The following is a 23,294-nucleotide window of genomic DNA, read 5'->3' as shown; positions in this document are numbered from 1 at the left end:
GCTGACCGGCTACGACTGGAACTGAACCGGCCAACCGCTCAGGCCGTCAGTACCGCGTGCTCGATGCCGAGTTCGCGGGCGAGCGCCTCCTCGGCCCACCGCAGCATCGTGGCCCGGGAGAGCGGACCCGCGTACGACGTCATCTGGACGGCCAGGCCGTCCAGGAGTGCGGTCAGTCGCCAGGCCACGGACATCGGGTCGTCGCAGTCGAACTCACCGGCGGCGGCCCCCTCCTCGATCACCTCGGCCAGCTCCGCCTTCCACTGCTGGTCGAGATCGCCGGCCACCTCGCGCAGCGCGGGGTCGCGCAGGGAAACGGCCCAGCCCTCGATCCACAGGCGCCAGCCCTTGGCCTGGCCCGTCGGCGCGTACCAGCGGACGGCCGCCCGCAGTCGTCGCACCGCGCTGGTGCGGCGGGCCAACAGCCCGCGCAGATGGGCCAGATCGGCCTCCGCCGCGTACGCGAAAGCGGCCGCCACCAGCTTCTCCTTGGTGGAGAAGTGGTAGAGCACCAGTGCGTTGCTCACGCCGAGGACGGAGGCGACGTCGGCGATCCGTACCGCGGAGACGCCCCGGACCTCGATCTGTTCGACCGCAGCGCGGAGGAGCTCCTCACGCCGCTCCGCCACACTCAGCCGCACCCTTGCCACGCGATCACCCTAACCAATGCGTCCCAAAGGGGCAGCGGGCCGCCCGCACCCGCGGCCTACCGGTACCAGCCGAACCGCTCGGCCATGACCGGCAACCGGTCCGCGACGATCGCGTGCGCGGCAGCCCGGGGGGTGCAGCCGTCCGCCTCCGCCCGGGCCAGCATCCGGTCGATCAGCGCGCGCATCGCGTGGCGGGTGTGCGCGAACGCCTCATCCGCGTCCGCCCCGATGTCCCCGAACAGCGTCCACCACCACCAGGCGTTCGTGCCGGAGTTGACGACCACGTCGGGCAGCACCATGATCCCGCGCTCCCGGAGCAGCGCCTCCGCTTCCGCGAGTACCGGCATGTTCGCCGCCTCGACCACCCAACGTGCTCTGACCGAGGCCTGGTTCACCTCATCGATGGCGTACGAGACGGCCGCGGGGACGAGCACCTCGGCGTCCGCCGTCAGCCACGCGCCTGCGGGCAGCTCACGGTCCGCGTCCCGCAGCGCGCCGCGGTCCACCGTCCCGTACGCGTCGCGGGCGGCGAGCAAGGCCTCGACGTCCAGGCCCGCCGGGTTGGCGATCGTCCCCTTGACGTCGGCGACCGCGACGACCGTGAGGCCGGCCCGGGACAGGAAGCGCGCCGTCGCCCCTCCCATGGTGCCCAGTCCCTGCACGGACACCCGGGCGTCGCCGTAGGTGAATCCCGCACGGTCCAGCGCGGCGAGCGCCGATTCCGCGACCCCGCACCCTCCGACCAGCTCGTCCAGCCCGATCCCGTCCACCGTGACGGCGAAAGCGTCCGCGAGCCGTCGTCGGGCCGCCGCCTCGTCGTCCAGCAGCGGATAGACCGCCTGGATCGTGGAGACCAGCCCCGCCTCGGCGGCGGCCCGGTCGACGAGGTCCTGGGTCAGCCCGAGGTCCTCACCGGTCGTCCAGACGCTCTCGACGTACGGACGCATCGCCCGCAGATAGCGGACCAGAACCCCGTAGGCCCCGGGGACGCGCGGATCGAAGTCGATACCGCCCTTCGCGCCGCCCAGCGGGATGTAGCGCGCCCCGGAGTCCTCCGCGTCGAAATGCAGGGCCTCCTTCATGGTCATCCCACGAGCCAGGCCCGCCACCTCGTCGAGCGTGCACCCCTGCCGCATCCGCAGCCCGCCGCTGGACACACCGCGCACGAGCCGGTCCACGACCAGGAACCCGTGGGTGCCGGTGACGTGATCCGTCCAGGTCAGGGAGATGTGGGGGGCGGGGGGCGGGTGCGTCATCACGCGGCTCCTCGATCGGTACTACTGAACAGACGGTCAGTATCGGGACTGGGTCGCGCGCCCGTCAAAGGACTTTCCGTCAGGTGGGTGGTCGGAGCGCAGCGGATCCGAGGCGTCACGTACGGTCATGGAGCGACCCTCGGAGCCCCTGCGGTCCCGCGGCCCTCACCCGTGCCGGCGCACGGGACCCCGCCGGATGTGACATCAACGGGTGCCGGATGCGGAATCCTGCGGTGCGTACGCACGTTGGATCCGGCATGACGGACATCGAATGCGGGCGCGAGGCGCTGCTCCGACTCATCGGCGAGCACGACGGCGGGGTGCTCGTCACCCTCAAGCGCGACGGCAGGCCCCAGCTGTCCAACGTGAACCACGCGTACTACCCCGAAGAAGGGGTGATCAGGGTCTCCGTCACCGAGGGCCGGGCCAAGACGCGCAATCTCCGCCGCGACCCGCGGGCGAGCTACCACGTGACCAGCGACGACCGGTGGGCCTGGACCGTCGTCGACGCCACGGCCGAGCTGACACCGCCCGCCGCCGAGCGCGACGACGCGACCGTGGAGCAGCTGATCACGCTCTACAGGGACGTCCGGGGTGAGCACCCCGACTGGGACGACTACCGGCGGGCGATGGTCGAGGACCGCAGGGCCGTCCTGACCCTGCGGATCGAGCACGTGTACGGCCAGCCGCGTGCCTGACACGGCTCCGGCCGGTGCGGGGAACGGTCGGTGTTGCTCCGTTCACGGCCGAGCCCTCGCCCCTTCGTACCCCCCGACCATAATGAGACGACACCGACTCCCTCAGGAGATGTTGTGACCGGCGCAGACGACCAGCCCTCCCTCCGTACGAGACTCCGCTCGCTGCGCCCCGACGCCTTCGGCGCGGATCCGGCCGGAGCGCGGATGGAACGCATCCGCCGTTCGCCGAACTTCGCCGACGGGGTGTTCCAGAACCCGGAGGGGGCACGGACCAGGCCGTCAGGTTCCATGCTGGAATTCGCCAAGGTGTACTTCCACAAGGAGCAGCGGGCCCGTAGGTCGCCGACCGGCACGGTGCCCGTCCACGCCACCACCGTGGCCGACCTCTCCCGCCCGCCCGCGACAGACCTGCGGCTGACCTGGACGGGCCACTCCAGCGTGCTCGCCGAGATCGACGGCAGGCGGGTGCTCTTCGACCCCGTCTGGGGCGAGCGCTGCTCACCCTTCGCCTTCGCCGGGCCCAAGCGGCTGCACCCCGTGCCGCTGCCGCTGGCCGCGCTCGGAGCCGTCGACGTCATCGTGATCTCGCACGACCACTACGACCACCTCGACCTGCCGACCATCAAGGCCCTGGCCGGGACGGACACGGTCTTCGCCGTGCCGCTCGGCGTCGGAGCCCATCTGGAGCGATGGGGAGTCCCCCTCGACCGGATCCACGAGCTCGACTGGAACGAGAGCGTACGGATCGCCGGGATCAGCCTCACCGCCACCCCGGCACGGCATTTCTGCGGTCGCGGGCTGCGTAACCAGCAGCACACCCTCTGGGCGTCATGGGTGGTCTCGGGCCCCGATCACCGCATCTACCACAGCGGCGACACCGGCTATTTCTCCGGCTTCAAGGACATCGGCGCCGAGCACGGCCCCTTCGACGCGACCATGATCCAGGTCGGCGCCTATTCGGAGTACTGGCCGGACATCCACATGACGCCCGCCGAAGGCGTCCGGGCGCACCTCGACCTGCAGGGGAACCGACCGCACGGCGTTCTGATGCCGATCCACTGGGGCACCTTCAACCTGGCCCCGCACGCGTGGTCGGAGCCGGGGGAGTGGATGAAGGATGCCGCCGAGGAGGTGGGGCAGCCGGTGGCGTTCCCCCGGCCGGGTGAGCCGTTCGAGCCGGCGGGGAAGGTTCCCTCGGAGCCCTGGTGGCGGTCCGTGTCGGAGCCCATCGCGCACCCGTGGCGTCACTCCGAGACGGCGGACGCGGCACCGGTGCTGCGGGCGGAAGTCGACCTCGCGGGCGAGCGGTGACGGTGGGCAGAGGGGATCGCGAGCGGTTCGCTCGGCTGCTGGGTGAACTCCGGCCGAGGAGTCGGGCCGTCCACGGATGGCTGTCGATGGGCCCTCCCGAGGCGGGCGGCCAGTCATGCCACGGCAACTTCCGCCCTCGCCCTCCGTGCGGGGTCCCTCGCGCGTCCACCGCAGGCATGCCCGCGCCCGAGGCGGCAGACGCCGGACGAACGCCGCCACGCACCGGGAGAGATCGACCCCGGCTGGTGCCCGGCATGGGTGTCGCCTGGCGGCGCCTCTTCCGGCTTTCCTGGAATTACGTTTAGAGCGACAACCCGTTGCGGGGTAAGGCCGGTCTGGCCGTCACCATCGACGAGGGCCGCCGCAAATGGGCCTCCACCCAACGCGTCAGCATCACGTAGCCGGTCGCGACCCAGCCGTGGATGCTCACACGCATGCCGGGCATCGCCGCGGCACCGGTACGCGCCAGGGCGGGAGGCACGGGTCATGGAGGCGCCGTTCGGCATACCGCTGCACCGGCTGCTTCCACCGGACGGCGTCCGCGCGGTGCTGGTCGGCGCGGCTACCACGGGACCTGGCTCACGGCCGTCGAGGCCTCGACCCGCACCCTGGCCGCCGCCGGACTGGGAGCCGGCGTCCTCATGGCACTGCCCGGTGACCGCTGCGGTCCCGCCGACACGGCACAGGTGCTCCGCCACCTCGCCCTGGAATCGGCAGGGCAGTGCGGCCCCTGCCTCAACGGCCTGCCGCGAATCGCCGCCGCGTTCCGGACCCTGGCCGCCCCCGGTCCACAGGGCACCGGACGCCAGGACATCGCCCGCTGGGCCGGACTCGTCGAGGGCGCGGCGCCTGCCACCACCCGGACGGCACGGTCCGCCTGGTCCGCAGCGCGTTCACCACCTTCGCCGCCGAACTCGACGCCCACGCCGCGGGTCACTGCACGGTGTCCGGCCACCGGCCCCCGCTGCCCGTCCCTGATCACCGGAGCTGACGTGGAAGCCGACCTGGAACTCGCCGTCGACTGGACCGCGTGCAAGGCGCACGGCCGGTGCGCGGAGCTGCTCCCCGAACACATCACGCTCGACGAGTGGGGCTACCCCTGTACCCCCCAGGGCCCGCTTCCCCGGAGGCCCCTGAAGCGCGCCCGGAGAGCGGCGGCCGACTGCCCGGTCCTGGCCCTCAGACTCTCCGGGGGATAGAGGGTGGTGGCTCCTCATCCCGGCGCGGTGGATCACCTCTCGCGGCAGGCCTCAGCCGTTGGCCGGCCCATCGGTCAGACTGTGCAGATGCAGCTCCCCGCCGAAGCCGTCGCCGCCACCGCGCTGATCGAGGTCGTAAGGATCTCCGCCCTCCCGGTCGAGCAGGGCGCCCCCTACCCCGGCAGGGCGGTCGCCCACTGGGCGGAGACAGAGGCCGCCGACGCTCTGACCTTGATCGAGGACCTGCCCGGCAGCGCACAGCACCGCTGCGGCTTCTCGCCGGGCTGGAGCATCCGGGCGTACGAGGACTCCCTCGACCAGGCGCTGTTCGAGGCGGCGTTCTGTTTCGGGTGCCACGAGGTCCGCATGCACGGCAGGGCCGTGCCACCCGCGATGACCACGCAGTTCTTCGACGTGGACACCCCACCCGCCCAGGCCCTCCTGGCCCTCTTCCGCGCGGCGACCTCTTAGCCCCGGCCCTGTCACACGGTCCTTGACCGCTTACGAACACTGATCGCAGCGGAACGACCGGGAACGATTCGGAATGCCCCGGAGCGAGCGGCACTCCCACCCGGAACGGCCGCGCCATGGGGTCTGCGGACCGGGCCGACCGTCGGAGCGAGCGTACTGATGTGGTTCGGCGGCGCCTGGTTCCTGCTCACTCTGCTCCTGCTGGGCACGGCCGGGGCGGCCGAACGCGTCATCACGTTCGCCCAGTCGTTCCGGCCTCTCCTCGTGGTGGTCTCCCGCGTCCGGTGGACGGGGGGAGGACGGGCAGCCGGCCCGAGCCGTTCCTTGCCACGGAGTCGGGGACGGGGGACAGCACAGCGGCGCCCTGCCGTTCGCCCGGCTCGCCGCCTCCGCGAAGACCGTACGGGCGTCGTCCCCGACGCAGGCCCGGGGTGTCGGGAGGGGGAGGCCGTCGGTCCACTTCGCGGTTGTGCAGACCACTGTCGCAACCGCACTACCCGGCGGTAACCTGCGGGCCCGTCCGCATCGTTGGGGGAGTGGCATGGGTGCCGACACGACGTTCGATCCCGTCGCCGAGCACGAGGAGACCCGCGCGGCGCTGGACGCCGCCATCCCGCGCCTGGCTCAACTGCTGCGCGACGCCCCCGCGCTGGACGCGGCCTCCGGCGTCCCGGTGTGGACGGTGGGCGATGTCGGAACGCACCTCATGGCCGCGTACCTCGCGTACACCGCCGCCGCCACCGGCGACGAGTCCGTGGTCCCGGGCGGTGTCCTGCGGCCGGGGGACCGGCCGCTCATCGAGCGGATCACGGCTATGAACGCCCTGTCCGTCGGCCTCCTGGGCGGCGACGAACGCGCCCGCCTGGGCGACTTCGTCGCCGAACGGGGTGAGGCCTTCCTGCGGTTGACCGAGGGTCTCGCCCCTGACGCCCCGGTCGCCGCGCTCTGGTACGGGCGGGAGCTCACGCTGGCGACGGTGACCGGTCTGATGCTCAGCGAGACCCTCGTGCACGGCCTGGACATCGCGCGTGGTGCCGGACTCCCCTGGCTGATCCGCCCCGACGAGGCGCGCCTGGTGCTCGGGCAGTCGATGCCGACGATGATGTCGTCGACCCTGGATACGGCGAAGGCTCGGGGGGTCGGCATCGCGTTCGACCTCGCGATCAAGGGCGGCCCACGGCTGGCGGTCGTCGTCGACGACGGGGCGATGACGGTGACCCGCGATGCCGCGCCGCGCGCCTACGACTGCAGGATCACGGCGGCTCCGGCCGCCTTCCTGCTGGTCGCCTTCCGGCGCACGCCGGTCTGGAAAGCGGTCGCGCGCGGCCAGATGTGGGCGGGCGGGCGGCGGCCGTGGCTCGCCCGGCGGCTCGGCGAACTCATCGCCACCCCCTGACCCCGGGCGTACGCGGCGACGTGAGCGCGCGTGGTGCCGCGCGGGGCGCACCCTGAGCCGTCCGACGACGCCGGTCGCGTCGGCCGCCTTCGCCGACGATCCCTGACCGCGGGTGTCCTCCGCTTCAGTCCGTCCGGACCGCGGCCTCGCGCAGCCCGTCGAGGAGCGCGTCCAGGGACGACACGGCCGGCTCGTCGAAGCCGGCGAACACCTCGCGCAGGGTGGCGGTGTGAACGGCCGCCGCCCGGTCCAGGTTCTCCCGCCCCTGGTCGGTGATGACCGCGTGAGCCACGCGCCGGTCCCTCACGGGCTTCTACGCGGGTGACGACACCGAGGCCAGGAAGTCGTCGCCGAGCTCCTGGCGTCCCTCGGTTTCCAGCCGGTCGATGCCGGTGGCGCCGGGGCGACGGAGGGTCACGTGCCGGAGGTCACCGAGGCCCGGGTGACCTCCGGCCCGGGTGACCTCCGGCCCGGTACGGAGTCCTCCGCTCCGGAGCCGAGGTCCATGGCGTGTACGGGCTCAGCGCACGGTCACCTCGTGCTCGGTCTCATGCTCAATCCCGGCCCCGGCCCCGGCCCCGGCAGTCGGACGCGGCGGGAGCTTGGCCCCCTCGATGTCGACGTCCGGGGTGATGCGGTCGAGCCAGGCCGGCAGGCCCCAGGCGCGTCGTCCGAGCAGAGTCATGGCTGCGGGGACGAGCGTCATGCGGACGACGAAGGCATCGATGAGGACGCCGAAGGCCAGGGCGAAGCCGATCGATTTGATGACGGGATCGTGGTTGAAGACGAAGCCTCCGAAGACCGCGACCATGATCAGGGCCGCCGCGCTGACGACGCGCCCGCTGCGGGCCATGCCGTGGGTGATCGCCTCGCTCGGGTTCCCGGTGTGTTCGAAGTGTTCGCGCATCCTGCTGACGAGGAAGACCTCGTAGTCCATGGCGAGTCCGAAGAGGACTCCGATCAGCAGGACCGGCAGGAACGCCGTGACCGGGCCCGCCGACGGAATGCCGAGGACGCCGTTGAGGTGGCCGTTCTGGAAGACCCATACCGTGACGCCGAGGCCGGCGGCGATGGAGAGCAGGAATCCGAGGACGGCCTTCAGCGGGACGAGCAGGGAGCGGAAGGCGATGGTCAGCAGGATCATCGCCAGGATGACGATCACACCGATGAACAGCGGCAGCGCGTCGGAGAGCTTGCCCGAGATGTCGATGGCAGCGGCGGTTGCCCCCGCGATGTAGAGGGTGCCGCCCGCCTCGTCGATGCTCGGGGCCTGTTCCCGCAGCCGGTGGACCAGGTCGGTGGTGGCCTGGTCGTCGGGTCCTGTGGTGGGCACCAGCGCGATGACACTGAGCGTCGAGTCGGCGTTGGTGGCCGGTGCGGCGACGGCTGCCACGCCGGGGTCGTCGGCCAGGGCCGAGTGGAGGCCGCTGACGACGCCCGCTCGCTCGGCGGCCGGGGTGCCACCGGTGTCGACGACAGCGACGAGGGCGGCGTTGAAGCCGGGGCCGAAGCCTTCGGTCAGCAGGTCGTAACTCTGGTGCTGGGTGCTTTCGGCGGGCTGCGAGGCGTTGCTGGGCAGCCCAAGCCTCAGGTCCCGGGCCGGCAGTGCGAGGGCCAGTAGGCCGATGACGCCCACGAGGAGGACGATCAAGGGCTTGCGGGTGACGAAGCGGCCCCAGGCCAGGCCCCAGGCGCCGGGGGCGCGCTCCTTGCGCCCGGGGCGTGGGGCCCGTCGGCGTGGGCGGAGCCGCTCGCCGAGCAGGCCGAGGGCGGCCGGCACGAGGCTGACGGCGATGAGTACGGCGATGAGTACGGTCGCGGCGGCGGCGAGACCCATCACGGTGAGGAACGGGATGCCGGTGACCGCGAGGGCGGCGAGCGCGATGACGACGGTGGCACCGGCGAAGACCACGGCGCTGCCGGCGGTCGCGACGGCCCGGGCGATGGAGTCCTCGACGTCCGCGTCCGGATCGGCGAGATGTTCGCGATGTCGGGCGATGATGAACAGGGCGTAGTCGATGCCCACCGCGAGGCCGATCATCAGGGCGAGCACGGTGGCGGTGCTGGTCATCTCGGTGAACCGGGAGATGAACTGGACGCCCAGGACGCCGATGGCCACACCGACCGCGGCGGTCAGCAGCGGGAGGCCGGCCGCGACCAGCGAGCCGAGTGCGAGGGCGAGGATCACGAAGGCCAGTGCGACGCCGACGATCTCGGCAGGCCCGCCGACCTCGGTCACGGGCTGCATGACCGAGCCGCCGAGTTCGACCTGGAGGCCCGCCTTCTCGACCGGGGTCACGGCGTGGGACAGGGCGTCCTTGGACTTCTGCGGCACACTGTCCGCCTGCTCGCCGAAGGTGACGTCCGCGTAGCCGATCCGGACGTCAGGGGAAACGGTTCTGTTCGTGAACGGGTCCGCGACGTCCACGACGCCAGGCACCTGTGCGGCCTTCTTCAGGCCGGCCTCGATGGCTTCCTTCGTGTCGGGCTCGGTGAGCGTACCGCCTTCGGGCGCCGCGAAGACGATGCGGGCCGTGCCGCCCGCAGCCGCCGGGAACTTCTCCTGCAGCAGGTCCTGCGCCTGCTGCGACTCGATTCCCGGCACCGAGAACTCGGTGGTCACCTTGCCGTGGAGGGTGATCCCGAGCCCCCCGACGACTCCGAGCAGCACCAACCAGACAGCGATGACCCGGCCGCGGCGGCGGACCGCCCATCGCCCCCAGGTGTACAGGCGTGACGCCATGTCCGTCTCCCTCTCCTTGCCTCGTTCAAGCGGGCCGCTACGTTCGTACGGGCCGCGCTGCCCGTGCGTGGCCGTCGCGGGCCAGTCGGTCACACCGTAAGGCATTTTTGCAATGGACTGTAAATATGCTGTCGCTGGTAAAGTGGTGGTCATGATGAGTGACGGTCTGCGAGAACGCTCCAAGGCCCGCCGAAGGGAGGCGATCCTCCGGTCGGCGTACGAACTGTTCGCCGACCGCGGCTTCGAGGCGACGACGATCGCCGACATCGCGGCCGCCGCGGACGTGTCGCCGCGCACGGTCACGCTGTACTTCCCGTCGAAGCTGGAGCTGGCGACGTCCCGCTTCGACGAGTTCGCGAACGGGCTGGGAGAGGTGCTGCGCGACAGGCCGAAGGGTCAGACGACCCTGGACGCGCTGCAGCACTGGCTGAGGGACAAGGTGGCCGAGCGCAGCGACCTGGACGCCCTGTACGACCGGATGCTCGACCTCAACCCGCAGATCAGAGCCGTCACCAGCGCCTCTCTCGCGGAGGCCATCCAGGAGGGCGCCCGCATCCTCGCGGAGGAGCGGGGAGAGGCCCCGGACGGATTCGTCCCCCGCATGGTGGCGGTGGCGGCGGCGGCCGTCGTCAGCGAGGTCTGCCACGGCATGCGTGAGGAAGACATCGACACGGCCATGGCCTTCCTGCGCGCCGGGATCGACGCCATCCCGTAGACCGGGGGAGGCGGTCAGGCGACCCCGGCAGGCGAGTGGCACGCGGCAAACAGACGGGCAGGATGTCGGGCGGCCTGCGCCGACCGCGGCCGGTCGCAGGAGCGGGCCGGTGCGTCGCGTCGCCCGCCGTACCGAGTCGCGGTGGCGGCAGGGGTTGACCTTGCCCCTGCGTCAGGGTTGGAGCCTTGTCGCATGACGGACAACATCACCACCCCCGCCCGCCCCGCTCCACCGGTCGGAGGATCCCAGGAGATCGACGGCCGCCGTGTCTTCACCCACCGGTCGGGCAGCGGCGGACCCGCCGTCGTGTTCCTGTCGGGTGCCGGCGCGGTCGGCCTGGACTACTTCGGTGTCCAGCAAGGAGTTTCGCAGTTCACCACCGCCGTGGTGTACGACCGCGGCGGCACGGGTCACAGCGACCCCCTTCCACTGCCGCGCACCGCCACGGCGGTCGCCACGGAACTGCACGGGCTGCTGCGCGCCCAGGACATCGACGGCGCGTACGTACTCGCGCCGCACTCCCTCGGCGGCCTCTACGCGCATCGGTTCGCGCAGCTGTACCCGCAGGACGTGGCCGGACCGGTCTGGATGGACGCCCTCCACCGTGACTGGGACGACTTCATGCCTCCCGAGGCGGGTCTGGCGGCCGGTACGCTGCCGGGGTGAAGCAGCACACCCTGCCGGACGAGCGGCGGCCCGCGAACGACGGGCCGAAGGCTGCCGCACGCAATCGGGCGGCTCTGGTCAGCGCCGCCCGGGAGATCTACGCGACGGACGGTCTGGACGCGCCACTCTCCGCGATCGCGCGTCGGGCCGGGGTCGGGCAGGGAGTCCTGTACCGGCACTTCCCCGACCGGGTCGCGGTGGCGACCGCGGTCCTGGAGGAGAACGTGCGGCAGGTCGAGCAGGCGGCAGCGGCCGGGGACGCGACGTTCGCCGGTGTTCTCGGCGTGATGACCTGGCACCTCACCGAGTCCGCGGCCTTCATCGGGCTCCTGCACGCCGACAGGACGGGCGGCCGCTCCGACATCGGCGCGTACGCCCTGGCCCTGTCCGGGCGTGTCGAACGCGGCCTGCGAGGACGGTTGCCGGACGGTCATCGGCTGGCCGCGGCGGACGACCTGATGCTCGCGGTCGCCATGGTCTCCGGCGCCGTCACCGGCCCCACCCGTGACGAGCGGGAACGCCGGGCGCTGGCCGCCTGGCGGCTGCTCGGCGTCGAGGTGGGACCGGTGCGGCCCTTCGACGGGTGAGTCACGGACCGGTGCGGGTCCTGTGAGGGGTGCGCGAGAGCCGGTGCGGGGCGGGTCGCGACGCGTGAACGCGGGCCTGTGCCGTCCTTCGGCGGGTGGTTACTGACCTCAGCGGCGGGTGCGACGCGTGAGTACGGCTGCGCGACGGTGCGACGCGTGCGTACGGGCCGGTGTGGCTTTTCGACGGCGAGTGCGGACCGGTGCCTGCCCTCGACGAGGTGAGTAACAGGGCCACCGGGGTCATCCGGCAGGTGGGCGCGCCCCCGTGTCAGCCGCCGTTGGACTGCCGGATGCCTTGCGCCAGCGCGTCGAAGGCGTACAGATAGCCTCCGGCGGGCCCGCTGACGGTCATGTACGCCTTGGTCCCGCCAGGAGTGATCGCCACGTTCGTGGCCGATTCGAGCCCCTGGACGCGGGCGGGTACCTCCACCGTCGCCAGGCGTTCACCGTGCTTGTCGTACACGACCATCGCGGCCCGTCCGTGCAGCCCCTGGTAGAGGTTGCCGTCCGCGTCCACGGCGATCGAGTCGGTCTGGGCTATCCCGCCGTCGACACGAACTGCGGTGTGGCGGGAAGTCACCCCTCCCTCGGCGTCGAGGCGGAGGTAGGAGATCCGGTTCTCGGTGAGCTCGCTGAACCACAGCCCGCGGTGGTCCGCGTCGAACGAGATCCCGTTCGTGGCGGCCAGGTCCCCGGCCAGGACCGATGCCTTCCGGCCGTCACGGTCGACGCGCACCACCCGCCCGCGCGCCGTGCCCTCGGACAGGCCGCGTGAGTCGCTGACGTACAGGTTGCCGGCCTGGTCGAAGGCGATGTCGTCGGGATTCATCGCCGCTCCGTCGACCCTGCCGGCGAAGAAGGTCCGCGGATCGCCGCCGTCCGGGGCAAGGCTCACGATCTCGCCGTGGACGTAGTCGGTCAGGTAGAGCCGGCCGTCGTAGGGGCTGAACTGCGCCGAGGTGTAAGCGCCCCGGCTGTCGGTGTGGACAGTGCGCGAGGTCCTCTTCCCGACATCGACGCGCATCACCTTGGGCTTTCCCGGCGGTGCGGTGACGTCGACGACGTACAGGGCGCCGTCCTCGCCGAAGGTCGGGCCCTCCAGCAGCGTCATTCCGGTCTCCGCGTGCACCCGCGTCAGCTGCATGACCTTGTGCGGGCGGATGGTCCTGACCTCGCCGGTGGAAGCCGTCCGGTCGCGGGGGGCGCCCGTTTCCGTACCGCATCCGGTGAGGGTCAGCGTGCCGATCGCGGTGAGCGCGGCAAGGGATCGGATCGGGAGTCGTCGTCGCATGGGGGAACACTCTCCATGTCCGTCTGCGCGGATGTCGTGGGTTGTGGTGGTTGTCGTCGGTTGTCGTCGGTCAGGAGTGGAGGGGGTGCGGCGCTCGCCTGCGGACGCGGACGTGCTCTGGCCGAAAATCGCAGCCCCCCACGCTTCAACCGGACAGTGTTGTCCGGTAGTTGCTACCGTAGCGGACGGCCGCTCACCCCGGCGCGGCCCGACAGGCAGGATCGAGGTCCCCCCACATGACCACCCCGCAGGCGCCGACCCCTGGCGAGCTCGCCGCTCTGAGGCAGCGCTACCGCCTCGAACGAGAGAGGCGCGTACGGCCCGACGGCGCGAGCCAGTACCGCGACACCGACGCGGAGTTCGGCTACTACGCCGCCGATCCGTACGCGGGGGAGCCGACTGCGCGTGATCCGCTGCACGACACCGTCGACGTCGCCGTGATCGGTGGCGGATTCGGCGGCATCCTCGCCGGGGCGCGTATGCGGCAGCAGGGCGTGCGGCGCGTCCGGACGGTCGAGAAGGGCGGCGACTTCGGGGGTACCTGGTACTGGAACCGGTATCCCGGCATCCACTGCGACATCGAGTCCCACGTGTACCTGCCGATGCTCGACGAGACCGGTTACGTGCCGGAGTGGAAGTACGCGCCCGGCGAGGAGATCCGGCGTCACGCGGTGCGGATCGCGCGGAAGTTCGACCTCTATTCGGACGCCCTCTTCTCCACCGCCGTCACGTCGTTGACCTGGGACGAGGCGTCCGAGACGTGGATCGTGGCCACCGACCGCGGCGACGCGTTCCGGGCCACGTACGTCGTCACCGCCACGGGGACCCTGTCCGAGCCGAAACTCCCCGGGATACCCGGCATCGAGGACTTCACGGGCCACACCTTCCACACGTCGCGGTGGGACTACGCCTACACCGGTGGCACGCCGGACGGCGGTATGACCGGCCTCTCGCGGAAGCGGGTGGGCATCGTCGGCACCGGAGCCACCGGAGTCCAGGCCGTCCCGATGCTGGCCGAGGACGCCGGACACGTCTACGTGTTCCAGCGGACCCCCTCGACCGTGGACGTGCGCGACAACCGCCGTACCACCGCCGAGGACGTCGGTGCGGACCGCGACGGCTGGGCGCGCGAACGGCGGGAGAACTACCTCCGCATCGTCTCCGGCGAGACGGCCGGACAGGACCTCGTGGCGGACCGCTGGACCATGTCGGCGGGCCTCCTGGAGAAGCTCCTGCCGAGCTTCCGCAGGCAGGGCGACCGGGAGGCCTTCGAGGTGGCCTACGAGGCCGCCGACGCCGCCAAGATGAACGAGCTCCGCGCCCGGATCGAGCGGACCGTCACCGACGGGGCCACGGCGGAGCAGCTCAAACCCTGGTACAGGTACGCCTGCAAGCGCCCCACCTTCTCCGACAAGTACTACCCGGCGTTCAACCGGGGCAACGTCACCCTGGTCGACACCGCGGACACCCACGGCATCGAGCGCGTCACCGAACACGGGGTCGTGGTCGGCGACACCATGTACGAACTCGACTGTCTGATCTTCGCCACGGGATTCTCCGTCGGGACCTCCGGCGTCCTCTCCGGCAAGCTCCCCGTCCACGGCCGGGGCGGCACCCAACTGCTGCACGCGTGGGCGCAGCGGGGGCCGCGCTCCCTGCACGGTTTCACCTGCAACGGTTTCCCGAACCTCATCCAGATGGGATCGCTCCAGAACGCCAGCAGCGTCAACTTCACGCACATCCTGGACGAGCAGGCCGTCCACGGTGCGGCCCTCGTGGCAGCCGCCGAGGCCGAGGGCGCACTCGTCGAACCGTCCCGCGAGGCCGAGGACGCCTGGATCGCCGTCCTGGCCGAGGGCGCCCCGGACCACGAGTGGTTCCACGCCGAGTGCACCCCCGGCTACTACAACCGCGAGGGGCGAGGCCGGCCGAACGGTCCGATCGCCTACCCGCACGGCGCGTTCGCCTTCCACGAACTTCTCAGGCGATGGCGCGAGGAGTCCATGAGCGGGATCCTTCGCACCAGGACCGCCGCTCGCGCCCCGGCGCACTGACGCCGCGGCGGGCACCGCGGAACCCGCTCGGCGGGCGGGCTCGCCCGGCCTTGTGGTGCCGGGGGCGAGCGGGCCGGTACTCCGACCCGGTCAGCTCCAACGCGGGCCCCGGAACTGGGAGACCTTCCACTTCGCCCAGCCGCTCCCGTGGATCGACACCGACTTCCGTACGTACGCCGAGTGCGCCGAGGACCACGGCCGCGCCGTCTCCGGATTCTCCACGGGAGGTCTCGGCACGCTGAAGTACGCGGCCAAGTACTACGGCCACCTCGCCTCGGTCGGCGCCCACTCCGGCCCGGCCGGCCTGCGCCGTGACGCCGGCCTGGTCACCCACCGGGCCGACGTCTCCTGCGCCGCCGAACTGGGAGGCGGCACGGTCTGCGGCGCACCGCAGTGGAACGAGGCCAGGGTCAGCGCCGACCATCCCGTACGACGCGTCGAGAGCTACGGCGGGAGTTCCGTCGCGGCTCGGCGGAGCCGGCATCCCGCACGAGTGGCACGAGGCGCCCGGAGGACATTTCGTCAGCCCCGACCTCTTCATCAGGGACCTCGACGGCATCATCGGCAGGCTCCGTAAGGGCGTGGTCCCGAAGGCTGAAAGGCGTAGCGCCGAAGGTTTTGACAGTCCGTCCGATGTGTGCGGCCATGCCCCGGAGTGGGTGTGGCCGCACCGTGTTGTGCGGGTCCGGGTGATGCGAACTCATTGTGGCCAATCCATGACCCCACCGTGAATGTGGTGTGACCAAGCGATGATGGTTACCGATGAGTTGATGTCGGACATGTGTTCTTGCGCGGGCCTGATGACACGTGGCAGAGTCCCGTCCCGCCTCCGTTGATCATGCGAGCGCACCCCCGGTCCAGGACCGGGACGGCGAAGTGGGGAACTTCGCCGTGGCGTGCGGTGCAGCCGGTCAGGGAGAGGCGACAGCAAGTTCACGCGCGCTCGAAGGGCGTCGTGCCGCAGGGGTGGGGGGCTGGATCGATGGTGCGTGCAGGAAGACGGAGCGGCCGTGCCGTGGCCGGGATGACCATGGTGGCGGCGTTCACGCTGCTCGGACCGGGAGCGCTGCCTGTTCCGCAGGCGGTCGCCGCCGCGGGCTGCGCCGGAGCGCAGCACGACTTCAACGGTGACGGGATCCGCGACACGGTCATCGCCGACCCCGAGGCCACGGTCTCGGGCAAGGAACGCGCCGGACAGATCCACATCGTCTACGGAGGCGGAAAGGGAACGTTTCTGCTTTCGCAGGACTCCCCGAACGTCTCGGACGGCGCCGAGACGGACGACCGTTTCGGCTTCTCGTACGCCGTCTACGACGCCAACCTCGACGGCTGCAGCGACATCGCCGTGGGCATCCCGTTCGAGGACATCAACGTGGCGGAGGGGCCGGTCAAGGACGCGGGCCTCGTCCACCTCATCTACGGCTCGCCCACGGGTGTCGCATCCGGAGGACTCGGCACGATCGGCTTCCGGCAGGGTGCCGACGGCAAACTGGGCGGCGGCTACGAGCCGGAGGACTGGGTCGGATACGCCGTCGCCGCGGGCACCTCGGCCACCGGCATCCCCTTCCTCGTGATCGGCGTGCCCGGCGAGGACGGCGCCGAGGGCAAAGACATGGGGATGTTCCACCACGTCTACGGCACCGGGTACGACGTCGCCCACGTCGCGCAGGACTCGGCGGGCGTCTGGGAGGACCCCGAGCCCAACGACCGCTTCGGCGCGACGATCGCCGCGACCGACCGGCACTTCGTCGTCGGCGCCCCCGGCGAGTCCATCGCCACGACGTCCAGGAACGTCGAGTTCGCCGGTGCCGTCATCGCCTTCCGGCCCTCGATCAACGTGGACGGCATCCCGGCCCCGCTCTTCGGCATGGGCCAGGGACGCAGCGGCAGCGCAGACACCACCGCGCAGGCCGGGGACCAGTACGGCCTCTCGCTGGCGATGGCCCCCTACCGCCCCGCCGGGGCCACGGCGAACAACGACTCGCTCCTCGCGGTCGGCGTCCCCGGTGAGGACCTGGCGGGCACGGTCGACGCCGGAGCCGTGCACACGTACCACATCAAGGCGGACGGAACCCTCCAGCACCTGAAGTGGATCGACCGGAACCAGCCCGAGGTCGAGGGCTCGGCCGAATCCGGCGACTTCTTCGGACAGCGCCTCGCCGCGGCCAACACCTCCCCGACCACCACCGGCACCGCGGCGACGATGCGCCTGGCCGTGGCGGCGCCCGGCGAGGAGTCGACCGAGGAGTACCCGGAAGAGGGCGGCGTCCACATCCTCCCGCTGCTCGGTGACCCGGGCGCCGGTGACAGCTGGATCTCACCCGGCGACGGCATTCCCGGCGTCCGCGCACCCCGCACGCTCTCGGGCATGGGCCTCGGTTCGAGTCCGACGTCGCTCTACGTCGGCGTCCCCTACGGTCCCGCCGAGAACAGGGCCGTCCACGCCTTCCCCTGGAACACCCCGAACGGCGGCGCGCCCACGCAGAGCTGGCGCCCCGGTGAAGGCGGCATCCCGGCCGGCGGCGTCGCCTTCGGTACGCGTCTGAGCTGACCGGGGCGGGGCCGGACGGGCGCACGGCAGACGCACCGGGCGCCCGACGCGGCGGCGGTCCCGTATGCCGTGCGCCGTATCCCGTACGCGGGTCGGGTGACGTGGCGACGACTCCCGTTCACGACCGCGGACGACAGCGCACGACCGCGGACGAACCGCGTATCCGTTCCTGGCCGAGCACCCGCTCACGACCGCGCGTCGGTTCACGACCGCGCACGCCCGCGTACCTGTTCATGACCGCACACCCACGCACGTACCGGCGCGTGCGTCTGCCGCTGTCCACGCCCATCGCACCCCTCACGACCGGGGCGCGGGCCGGCGCCGTCACGGGAGGAACGCCACCAGCACGCCCGAAGCCGTTTCGGGGACCTCCGGCCCAGCGGCCGGAGCCATCAGGGGAGGAACCATGTCCGTGACCAGTCCGATGCGCCCGCCACGGCGCACGGCCAGAGGAAGAACAGCGCTCGCCGTAAGTGCGGTCGTCCTGACCGCATTCGCCCTGGGATTCGGGCCGGGGGCGCCCTTCACCGCACCCGCCACCGCCCTGGCCGCCGGATGCTCGGGAGTGGACTCCGACTTCAACGGGGACGGCGTCAGGGACACCGTGATCGCCGACCCCGAAGGGACCGTCGACAACGTCCCGGGTGCCGGTCTGATCCACATCGTCTACGGCGGCGACAAGGGCAGCACGCAGCTGTCCCAGGAGACGGCGAACGTTCCGGGGGGCGCCGAGCCCGACGACCGGTTCGGCTTCTCGTTCGCCGTCTACGACGCGGACGCCGACGGGTGCAGTGACATCGCCGTCGGCATCCCGTACGAGGACCTCGTCGTGGAGGACGTCACGGTCCGCGACGCGGGCCTGGTCCAGATCGTCTACGGTTCGGCGGCCGGACCCGCCGGCGGGAAAGCCGCCAAGGAGCACGCCCAGGGTGCGACCTCGTCGCTCGGCGGAGGCAGGGAGACGGGTGACTGGGTCGGCTACGCCCTGACCGGCGGAAAGACCGCCGCGGGAACCTCGTACCTGCTGATCGGCGCACCTGGCGAAGCGCTGGGGACGGTCGAGGACGCCGGCGGCTTCTTCTACGTCTCCGCCGACGCGGCGACCGTCGTCGGCGTCAACCAGGACACGACCACCGCCGGGGCGGTCCCGGGGACGGTGGAGGTGGACGACCGGTTCGGCTCCTCGTTCGCGGCCACCCCGACCCACTTCGCCGTGGGAGCGCCGGGAGAGGGGGTGGGCACCGCCCCGTTCGCCGGAGGCGTCGCGGTCTTCAGCCACACCCTCGTCTCCGGCCTTCCCAAGCCGCTGGTGGGCCTGGCCCAGGACCAGGACGTGATCCAGGGCGCCGAGGAGCCCGGTGACGGTTTCGGCACCGCGCTCGCCATGGTCCCGTACCGGCCCTCGGGCGCCACCTCGACGACCGAGTCCCTGCTCGCCGTCGGCGTCCCCGGCGAGGACCTGTCCACGACCGTCGACGCGGGAGCCGTCCAGGTCTTCCGCGTCACGGCCACCGGGACCTTCACCCAGATCTACTGGCTCGACCAGAACACGGCGGACGCCGAGGAGGAGACCGAGGCCGGGGACTTCTTCGGACAGCGCCTCGCAGCGGTCAACACCGCCCCCAACAGCACCGCTTCGGCCACCACCGTCCGGCTCGCGGTCGGCGTGCCGGGCGAGGAGTCCTCCGAGGAACACATGGAGAAGGGTGGAGTGCAGATCTTCCCGCTCGTCGGCGCGGCCGGCACCTCGGACACCTGGATCGACCCGGGCTGGGGCATCCCCGGAGAACCCGCACCCCGCCAGCTCGCCGGAATGAGCCTGGGCGCCACCCCCTCCGCCCTGTACGTGGGCATGCCCTACGGGCCCGCCGCGGGACACGCCGTCCACTCCTTCAGCTGGAACGTGGCGTCCGGCGGCACGCCCACCCGCACCTTCAAGCCCGGTTGGGACGGCATCCCCACAGGTGATGTCGCGTTCGGAGCCGTGACCCGTTGATGAACGACCTGGAGAACAGACGCATGTCCAGACGCATACGACGCGGCCCGGTGCTGCGTGGCGCGCTCGCCGCAGTGGTGGCGGGCGCGGTGATGAGCGGGATCCTCAGCGCCCAGTCGGAGGGACCCGCTCCCGACGGGACCCCCGAGCCGTCGATCGCCGCCGCGGGCAAGCCGGTGCAGACCGAGGCCGAGGCACTGACCGTCGCCAAGAAGAGCGGCCAGAAGGTCGAGATCCTCGGCATGCGCACCTCGCGCCGGGAGATCTACGCAGAACCGAACGGCACGTTCACGGCCCGCGAGTACACCGACCCCGTCCGTACCTTCCAGGAAGGCACGTGGGTCGACATCGACCGGACCCTCGTACGGCACGCCGACGGCTCGGTCTCGCCGAAGGCCGCGGCGGTCGCGCTGTCCTTCTCGGACGGCACCGCCGGCGAGCCGTTCGTCACGATGAACCAGGCGGGGCGCGAGATGGCTCTCACCTGGCCGTACGGGAAGCTGTCCGCCCCCTCGCTCGACGGCGACACGGCCACGTACAAGGACGCACTGCCCGGCGTCGACCTCACCGTGCGCGCCGAGGCGGACGGCTTCGGCCACCTCCTGGTCGTCAAGACCCCCGAGGCCGCGGCCGATCCGCGGCTTGCCCGGCTCGACCTGGGCCTGAAGACCGACGGACTCAAGGTCGCGAAGGACGCCTCCGGTGCCATCAAGGCCGAGGACGCAGCCGTAGGTGGAACCGTCTTCGAGGCCGGCAAGCCCGTGATGTGGGACTCTGCCGCGGTCAAGGAAGCCGCGGCCAAGGCCCAGGGCCCCAAGGCCGTGTCGAAGGCGCTCGCCGCCGCGACCGCCGACGCCGCACCCACCCCGGCCGTCGCGCCGAAGGCCGCACTGGCCGGCCCCGGCGGCGGTGGCCGGACCTCGCCTCTGGGCATCGAGGTGGGCAAGGGCAAGCTGTCCCTGGTCCCCGACCAGAAGCTCCTCCGGGGCGACGACACCGTCTTCCCCGTCGTCATCGACCCGATCCAGCGCACCACCTCGCGCACCGCGTGGACCGGCGTGATGTCCGGCATGCCGAGCGAGCAGGACTGGAAGTACTCCGGCAGCGCCGGCGTGGGCAAGTGCCCCACCGACTACAGCCCGGTCTCCTGCAACGGCGTGGGGGTGCGCCGGACGCTGTTCACGATGCCCATGTCGTTCTACAAGGACAAGCAGATCCTCGGCGCGACGTTCTCCGCGCGCGTCGAGCACATCTACAGCGCCTCGCCGACGGCCGAGCCGGTCCGGCTCTACCGCATCGGCGGCAAGAACTACAGCATCACCTCCTCCTCCAGCTGGTCCAACACCTCGGACGACTGGGCCGACCACATCGGCACCGTCGACAAGGCGATCTCGCCCACGAGCTGTTCCAGCCAGGCCAACCTGCACTTCGAGGCGGGCGCCACCGGTGAGCTGACCACCGAGGTCAAGACGGCGGCGGCGGAAGGCTGGTCGTCCATGACGCTGGGCCTGCGGGCCGCCGACGAGACCCGACTCCCGGAGTGGAAGCGGGTCTGCGGCAACGCCTACCTGTCCATCAGCTACAACAACCTCCCGCGGAAGATCACGACGCTCTCCCAGAACCCGGGCGGCATGTGCACCAGCGGTGCCGGCCGCCCCTTCTCCGAGGTGCCGCCGCAGCTGCAGGCCGTGGCGAGCGACCCCGACCACGGCAACGGCCTGACCGACAAGGTCAAGGTCGAGTTCAAGGTGGACTGGACGGACCCGGTCACCAAGGAGGCCAAGACCTACTCCTACCTCACCCCGTCCTGGCTGGCACCCACGTCCGGCACCAAGTTCACCCACACGGTGAAGTCGTCCATCCCGCAGAACACCGTCATCTACTGGAGCGCACGCGCCTACGACGGTGACGGATACGGCCCCTGGAGCTACGACGGGGACACCGTGCGCTGCGAGTTCACGTACGACAAGACGCTGCCGGGCAAGCCGAACGTACTGTCCAAGCAGTACCCCTCCGACACCGTCTACCACGACGGCGTCGGCACCTACGGCTCCTTCACCTTCGCCCCGAACCCGAACGACTCGGTGCCCGACACCGACGTCGTGAAGTACCGGTACGCGTTCGACGGCACCGCCACCCCGGCCACCACGGTCAACGCCGCCACCCCCGGCGGATCCGCCACCGTCAGCTGGATGCCCACCCGCGCCGGGCGCCACTGGGTCGACGTCATCGCCGTCGACAAGGCCGAGAACCCGAGCACCAAGGCGCACTACGAGTTCCTCGTGACCGAGGGCACCCCGGTCGCCGGCCAGTGGAACCTCGCCGACGAACCGTCGAGCACCGAGGCCCACGACGAGACAGGGGCGTTCTCCGCGAACACGGGCACCGGAGTCACCTTCGGCGTGGAGGGCCCCGGCGGCAAGGCCGACTCGGCCGCCCGCTTCGACGGCACCGGCGCCGCGTACGCCGACGTCAACGAAACGGTGCTGGACTCCTCCGAGAGCTTCAGCGTCAGCGCCTGGGTCCGCCCGAACGGCACCCCCACGCGTGACATGGCGGTCGTCAGCCAGGACGGCACCGGCGAACCCGGATTCACCCTCGGCTACGACCACGTCGCGGGCACCTGGGCGTTCTCCGTCCCGGTGACCGACGTCGACACCCTCGGCCAGTGGAAGGCCGTCGCCACCGGCGTCGGCGCCGTCCCCGACCAGTGGGTGCTGCTGACCGGCGTCTACGACGCGGCCAAGTCCGAACTGCGCCTCTACATCAACAAGGACTCCAAGGGCACCGCCTCCCGCCGTTCGGTGTGGAAGTCGTACGGGCCCCTCCAGATCGGCCGGACCACGGCCAAGAGCGGCTACCGGGACAACTTCTCCGGTGACCTCGCCGAGGTTCGCGTCTTCGACCGCGTCCTGCCCGCCGCCCAGGTGGCGGAGATGATGACGGTCAAGCCGACCCGTATGAACTACTGGCAGCTCGACTCGGCCGCCGCGGGAGCCTCCACGGACACGGGCACCGGTCAGAAGCTGACCCTCGCGGGCAACGCCTCGATCTACAACGCGCCCACGGACGACCCGTACTTCGAGGGTCCGTACCCGATGGTCGGCGCGGGCCACCTGGTGCTCGACGGTGACGGGGACTACGCGTCCACGGCCACCGCTCCCGTCACCGGCGCGGCCAGCTTCACCGCGACGGCCCGCGTGCAGCTCACCACGCTGGACGCGACCGTGCCGCAGACGGTGCTGTCGCTGCCCGGCCAGGCCGCCAACCGGCTCGCGGTCCGCTACCGGCCCGCCGCCGACGCGGAGTCCTCCTCGACGTGGGAACTGGCTGTCGCCGAGGCCGACTCGGCGACAGCGCCGGTGAAGACCTTCACCGACGACCAGACGCTCCCGGACACCGACATGGCCGGTCAGCACCTAGCCGTGGTCTACGACGCGTTCGCCAACGAGATCCGGCTGTACGTGGCCGGTCAGCTCGCCGACATCGCGCACGGCACCGACGACACCCTCTGGGGTGCCACCGGGGCGCTGCAGGTGGGCCGTTCGGCACTCGGCGGCGGCAGCGAGTACTTCGCGGGCGCCATCGACGAGGTCCGCGTCTACAGCGGGGCCGCCGACAGGACCGCGATCCAGCAGATGGCCAACGGGACACCGCTCCCGAACATGTGATCCCCCGGGCGGGTGTGCCGGTTCCCAGCGGAACCGGCA

The 23,294-nt window shown here is 71.5% G+C and carries 17 protein-coding genes and 1 pseudogene; 13 read left to right on the top strand and 5 right to left on the bottom strand.

The features are described from left to right. Positions 1–38: 38 nt before the first annotated feature. A complete protein-coding gene (locus tag ACFWVP_RS32800; RefSeq protein WP_384501635.1) occupies positions 39–650 on the bottom strand; it encodes a TetR/AcrR family transcriptional regulator in 612 nt (203 codons plus the stop codon). Positions 651–706: 56 nt separating this feature from the next. Beyond that, on the bottom strand, positions 707–1,906 hold the full coding sequence (locus ACFWVP_RS32795; RefSeq protein WP_384501634.1) for a Glu/Leu/Phe/Val dehydrogenase dimerization domain-containing protein: 1,200 nt from the start codon (positions 1,904–1,906) through the stop codon (positions 707–709). 257 nt (positions 1,907–2,163) lie between these two features. Between ACFWVP_RS32795 and ACFWVP_RS32790 the strand changes: the two genes are divergently transcribed. The 5 genes from ACFWVP_RS32790 (at position 2,164) to ACFWVP_RS32770 (ending at position 6,981) form a co-directional block, all read left to right on the top strand. Further along, positions 2,164–2,604, top strand: a complete 441-nt coding sequence (locus ACFWVP_RS32790; protein WP_384501633.1) for a PPOX class F420-dependent oxidoreductase — start codon at positions 2,164–2,166, stop codon at positions 2,602–2,604. 114 nt (positions 2,605–2,718) lie between these two features. After that, complete coding sequence (locus tag ACFWVP_RS32785; protein WP_384501632.1) at positions 2,719–3,915, top strand: MBL fold metallo-hydrolase; 1,197 nt, start codon at positions 2,719–2,721, stop codon at positions 3,913–3,915. 434 nt (positions 3,916–4,349) lie between these two features. Continuing rightward, positions 4,350–5,114: a ferredoxin gene (locus tag ACFWVP_RS32780; RefSeq protein ID WP_384501631.1), complete on the top strand. Its 765-nt coding sequence runs from the start codon at positions 4,350–4,352 to the stop codon at positions 5,112–5,114. Between the two features lie 87 nt (positions 5,115–5,201). Then, positions 5,202–5,585, top strand: coding sequence for a hypothetical protein (locus tag ACFWVP_RS32775; protein ID WP_384501630.1), 384 nt, complete (start codon positions 5,202–5,204; stop codon positions 5,583–5,585). A gap of 541 nt (positions 5,586–6,126) precedes the next feature. Then, positions 6,127–6,981, top strand: a complete 855-nt coding sequence (locus ACFWVP_RS32770) for a maleylpyruvate isomerase N-terminal domain-containing protein (protein WP_384501629.1) — start codon at positions 6,127–6,129, stop codon at positions 6,979–6,981. 124 nt (positions 6,982–7,105) lie between these two features. Here the strand turns inward: ACFWVP_RS32770 and ACFWVP_RS32765 are convergent, their stop codons facing one another. Both ACFWVP_RS32765 and ACFWVP_RS32760 read right to left on the bottom strand, forming a co-directional pair. Then, entirely contained in the window at positions 7,106–7,273 is a 168-nt protein-coding gene (locus ACFWVP_RS32765) for a hypothetical protein (RefSeq protein WP_384501628.1), read from the bottom strand. Between the two features lie 228 nt (positions 7,274–7,501). After that, on the bottom strand, positions 7,502–9,724 hold the full coding sequence (locus tag ACFWVP_RS32760; protein ID WP_384501627.1) for an MMPL family transporter: 2,223 nt from the start codon (positions 9,722–9,724) through the stop codon (positions 7,502–7,504). 151 nt (positions 9,725–9,875) lie between these two features. On the opposite strand from ACFWVP_RS32760, the gene ACFWVP_RS32755 reads away from it, so the two are divergent. The 3 genes from ACFWVP_RS32755 to ACFWVP_RS32745 all read left to right on the top strand — a co-directional run bounded on the left by ACFWVP_RS32755 (position 9,876) and on the right by ACFWVP_RS32745 (position 11,692). After that, positions 9,876–10,439, top strand: a complete 564-nt coding sequence (locus tag ACFWVP_RS32755; RefSeq protein WP_384501626.1) for a TetR/AcrR family transcriptional regulator — start codon at positions 9,876–9,878, stop codon at positions 10,437–10,439. 192 nt (positions 10,440–10,631) lie between these two features. Continuing rightward, positions 10,632–11,105, top strand: a complete 474-nt coding sequence (locus tag ACFWVP_RS32750) for an alpha/beta fold hydrolase (RefSeq protein ID WP_384501625.1) — start codon at positions 10,632–10,634, stop codon at positions 11,103–11,105. Beyond that, entirely contained in the window at positions 11,102–11,692 is a 591-nt protein-coding gene (locus ACFWVP_RS32745) for a TetR/AcrR family transcriptional regulator (RefSeq protein ID WP_384501624.1), read from the top strand. Before ACFWVP_RS32750 ends, ACFWVP_RS32745 begins: the two co-directional genes overlap by 4 nt. Before the next feature lie 268 nt (positions 11,693–11,960). Here the strand turns inward: ACFWVP_RS32745 and ACFWVP_RS32740 are convergent, their stop codons facing one another. Further along, positions 11,961–12,983 carry an SMP-30/gluconolactonase/LRE family protein gene (locus ACFWVP_RS32740; RefSeq protein WP_384501623.1) on the bottom strand — a complete coding sequence of 341 codons (1,023 nt, stop codon included), beginning with the start codon at positions 12,981–12,983 and terminating at the stop codon, positions 11,961–11,963. Between the two features lie 236 nt (positions 12,984–13,219). Between ACFWVP_RS32740 and ACFWVP_RS32735 the strand changes: the two genes are divergently transcribed. The 5 genes and pseudogenes from ACFWVP_RS32735 to ACFWVP_RS32715 all read left to right on the top strand — a co-directional run bounded on the left by ACFWVP_RS32735 (position 13,220) and on the right by ACFWVP_RS32715 (position 23,255). After that, positions 13,220–15,037: a flavin-containing monooxygenase gene (locus ACFWVP_RS32735; protein ID WP_384501622.1), complete on the top strand. Its 1,818-nt coding sequence runs from the start codon at positions 13,220–13,222 to the stop codon at positions 15,035–15,037. A gap of 62 nt (positions 15,038–15,099) precedes the next feature. Further along, a pseudogene (locus ACFWVP_RS32730) lies at positions 15,100–15,615 on the top strand (alpha/beta hydrolase-fold protein); the annotation flags it as partial. Positions 15,616–16,061: 446 nt separating this feature from the next. After that, positions 16,062–17,588 carry an FG-GAP repeat domain-containing protein gene (locus ACFWVP_RS32725; protein WP_384501653.1) on the top strand — a complete coding sequence of 509 codons (1,527 nt, stop codon included), beginning with the start codon at positions 16,062–16,064 and terminating at the stop codon, positions 17,586–17,588. 406 nt (positions 17,589–17,994) lie between these two features. Next, on the top strand, positions 17,995–19,584 hold the full coding sequence (locus ACFWVP_RS32720; protein ID WP_384501621.1) for a VCBS repeat-containing protein: 1,590 nt from the start codon (positions 17,995–17,997) through the stop codon (positions 19,582–19,584). Between the two features lie 23 nt (positions 19,585–19,607). After that, the gene (locus tag ACFWVP_RS32715) at positions 19,608–23,255 is read left to right on the top strand and encodes a LamG domain-containing protein (RefSeq protein ID WP_384501620.1); all 3,648 of its coding nucleotides are present in this window, start codon (positions 19,608–19,610) and stop codon (positions 23,253–23,255) included. Positions 23,256–23,294: the final 39 nt, after the last annotated feature.

Origin of the sequence: Streptomyces sp. NPDC058637 (assembly GCF_042717325.1) — a bacterium.
Lineage (GTDB): Bacteria > Actinomycetota > Actinomycetes > Streptomycetales > Streptomycetaceae > Streptomyces.
The sequence above is the reverse complement of the archived record's forward strand: the minus strand, read 5'-3'. Positions and strand labels throughout refer to the sequence as shown.

What these genes read in the sequence shown, in the direction of transcription:
- ACFWVP_RS32795 (WP_384501634.1), bottom strand. Translation starts at nt 1,906, where the DNA reads ATGACGCACCCGCCCCCCGCCCCCCACATCTCCCTGACCTGGACGGAT.
- ACFWVP_RS32790 (WP_384501633.1), top strand. Translation starts at nt 2,164, where the DNA reads ATGACGGACATCGAATGCGGGCGCGAGGCGCTGCTCCGACTCATCGGC.
- ACFWVP_RS32780 (WP_384501631.1), top strand. Translation starts at nt 4,350, where the DNA reads ATGCCGGGCATCGCCGCGGCACCGGTACGCGCCAGGGCGGGAGGCACG.
- ACFWVP_RS32775 (WP_384501630.1), top strand. Translation starts at nt 5,202, where the DNA reads ATGCAGCTCCCCGCCGAAGCCGTCGCCGCCACCGCGCTGATCGAGGTC.
- ACFWVP_RS32770 (WP_384501629.1), top strand. Translation starts at nt 6,127, where the DNA reads ATGGGTGCCGACACGACGTTCGATCCCGTCGCCGAGCACGAGGAGACC.
- ACFWVP_RS32760 (WP_384501627.1), bottom strand. Translation starts at nt 9,724, where the DNA reads ATGGCGTCACGCCTGTACACCTGGGGGCGATGGGCGGTCCGCCGCCGC.
- ACFWVP_RS32755 (WP_384501626.1), top strand. Translation starts at nt 9,876, where the DNA reads ATGATGAGTGACGGTCTGCGAGAACGCTCCAAGGCCCGCCGAAGGGAG.
- ACFWVP_RS32750 (WP_384501625.1), top strand. Translation starts at nt 10,632, where the DNA reads ATGACGGACAACATCACCACCCCCGCCCGCCCCGCTCCACCGGTCGGA.
- ACFWVP_RS32740 (WP_384501623.1), bottom strand. Translation starts at nt 12,983, where the DNA reads ATGCGACGACGACTCCCGATCCGATCCCTTGCCGCGCTCACCGCGATC.
- ACFWVP_RS32735 (WP_384501622.1), top strand. Translation starts at nt 13,220, where the DNA reads ATGACCACCCCGCAGGCGCCGACCCCTGGCGAGCTCGCCGCTCTGAGG.
- ACFWVP_RS32725 (WP_384501653.1), top strand. Translation starts at nt 16,062, where the DNA reads ATGACCATGGTGGCGGCGTTCACGCTGCTCGGACCGGGAGCGCTGCCT.
- ACFWVP_RS32720 (WP_384501621.1), top strand. Translation starts at nt 17,995, where the DNA reads ATGTCCGTGACCAGTCCGATGCGCCCGCCACGGCGCACGGCCAGAGGA.
- ACFWVP_RS32715 (WP_384501620.1), top strand. Translation starts at nt 19,608, where the DNA reads ATGTCCAGACGCATACGACGCGGCCCGGTGCTGCGTGGCGCGCTCGCC.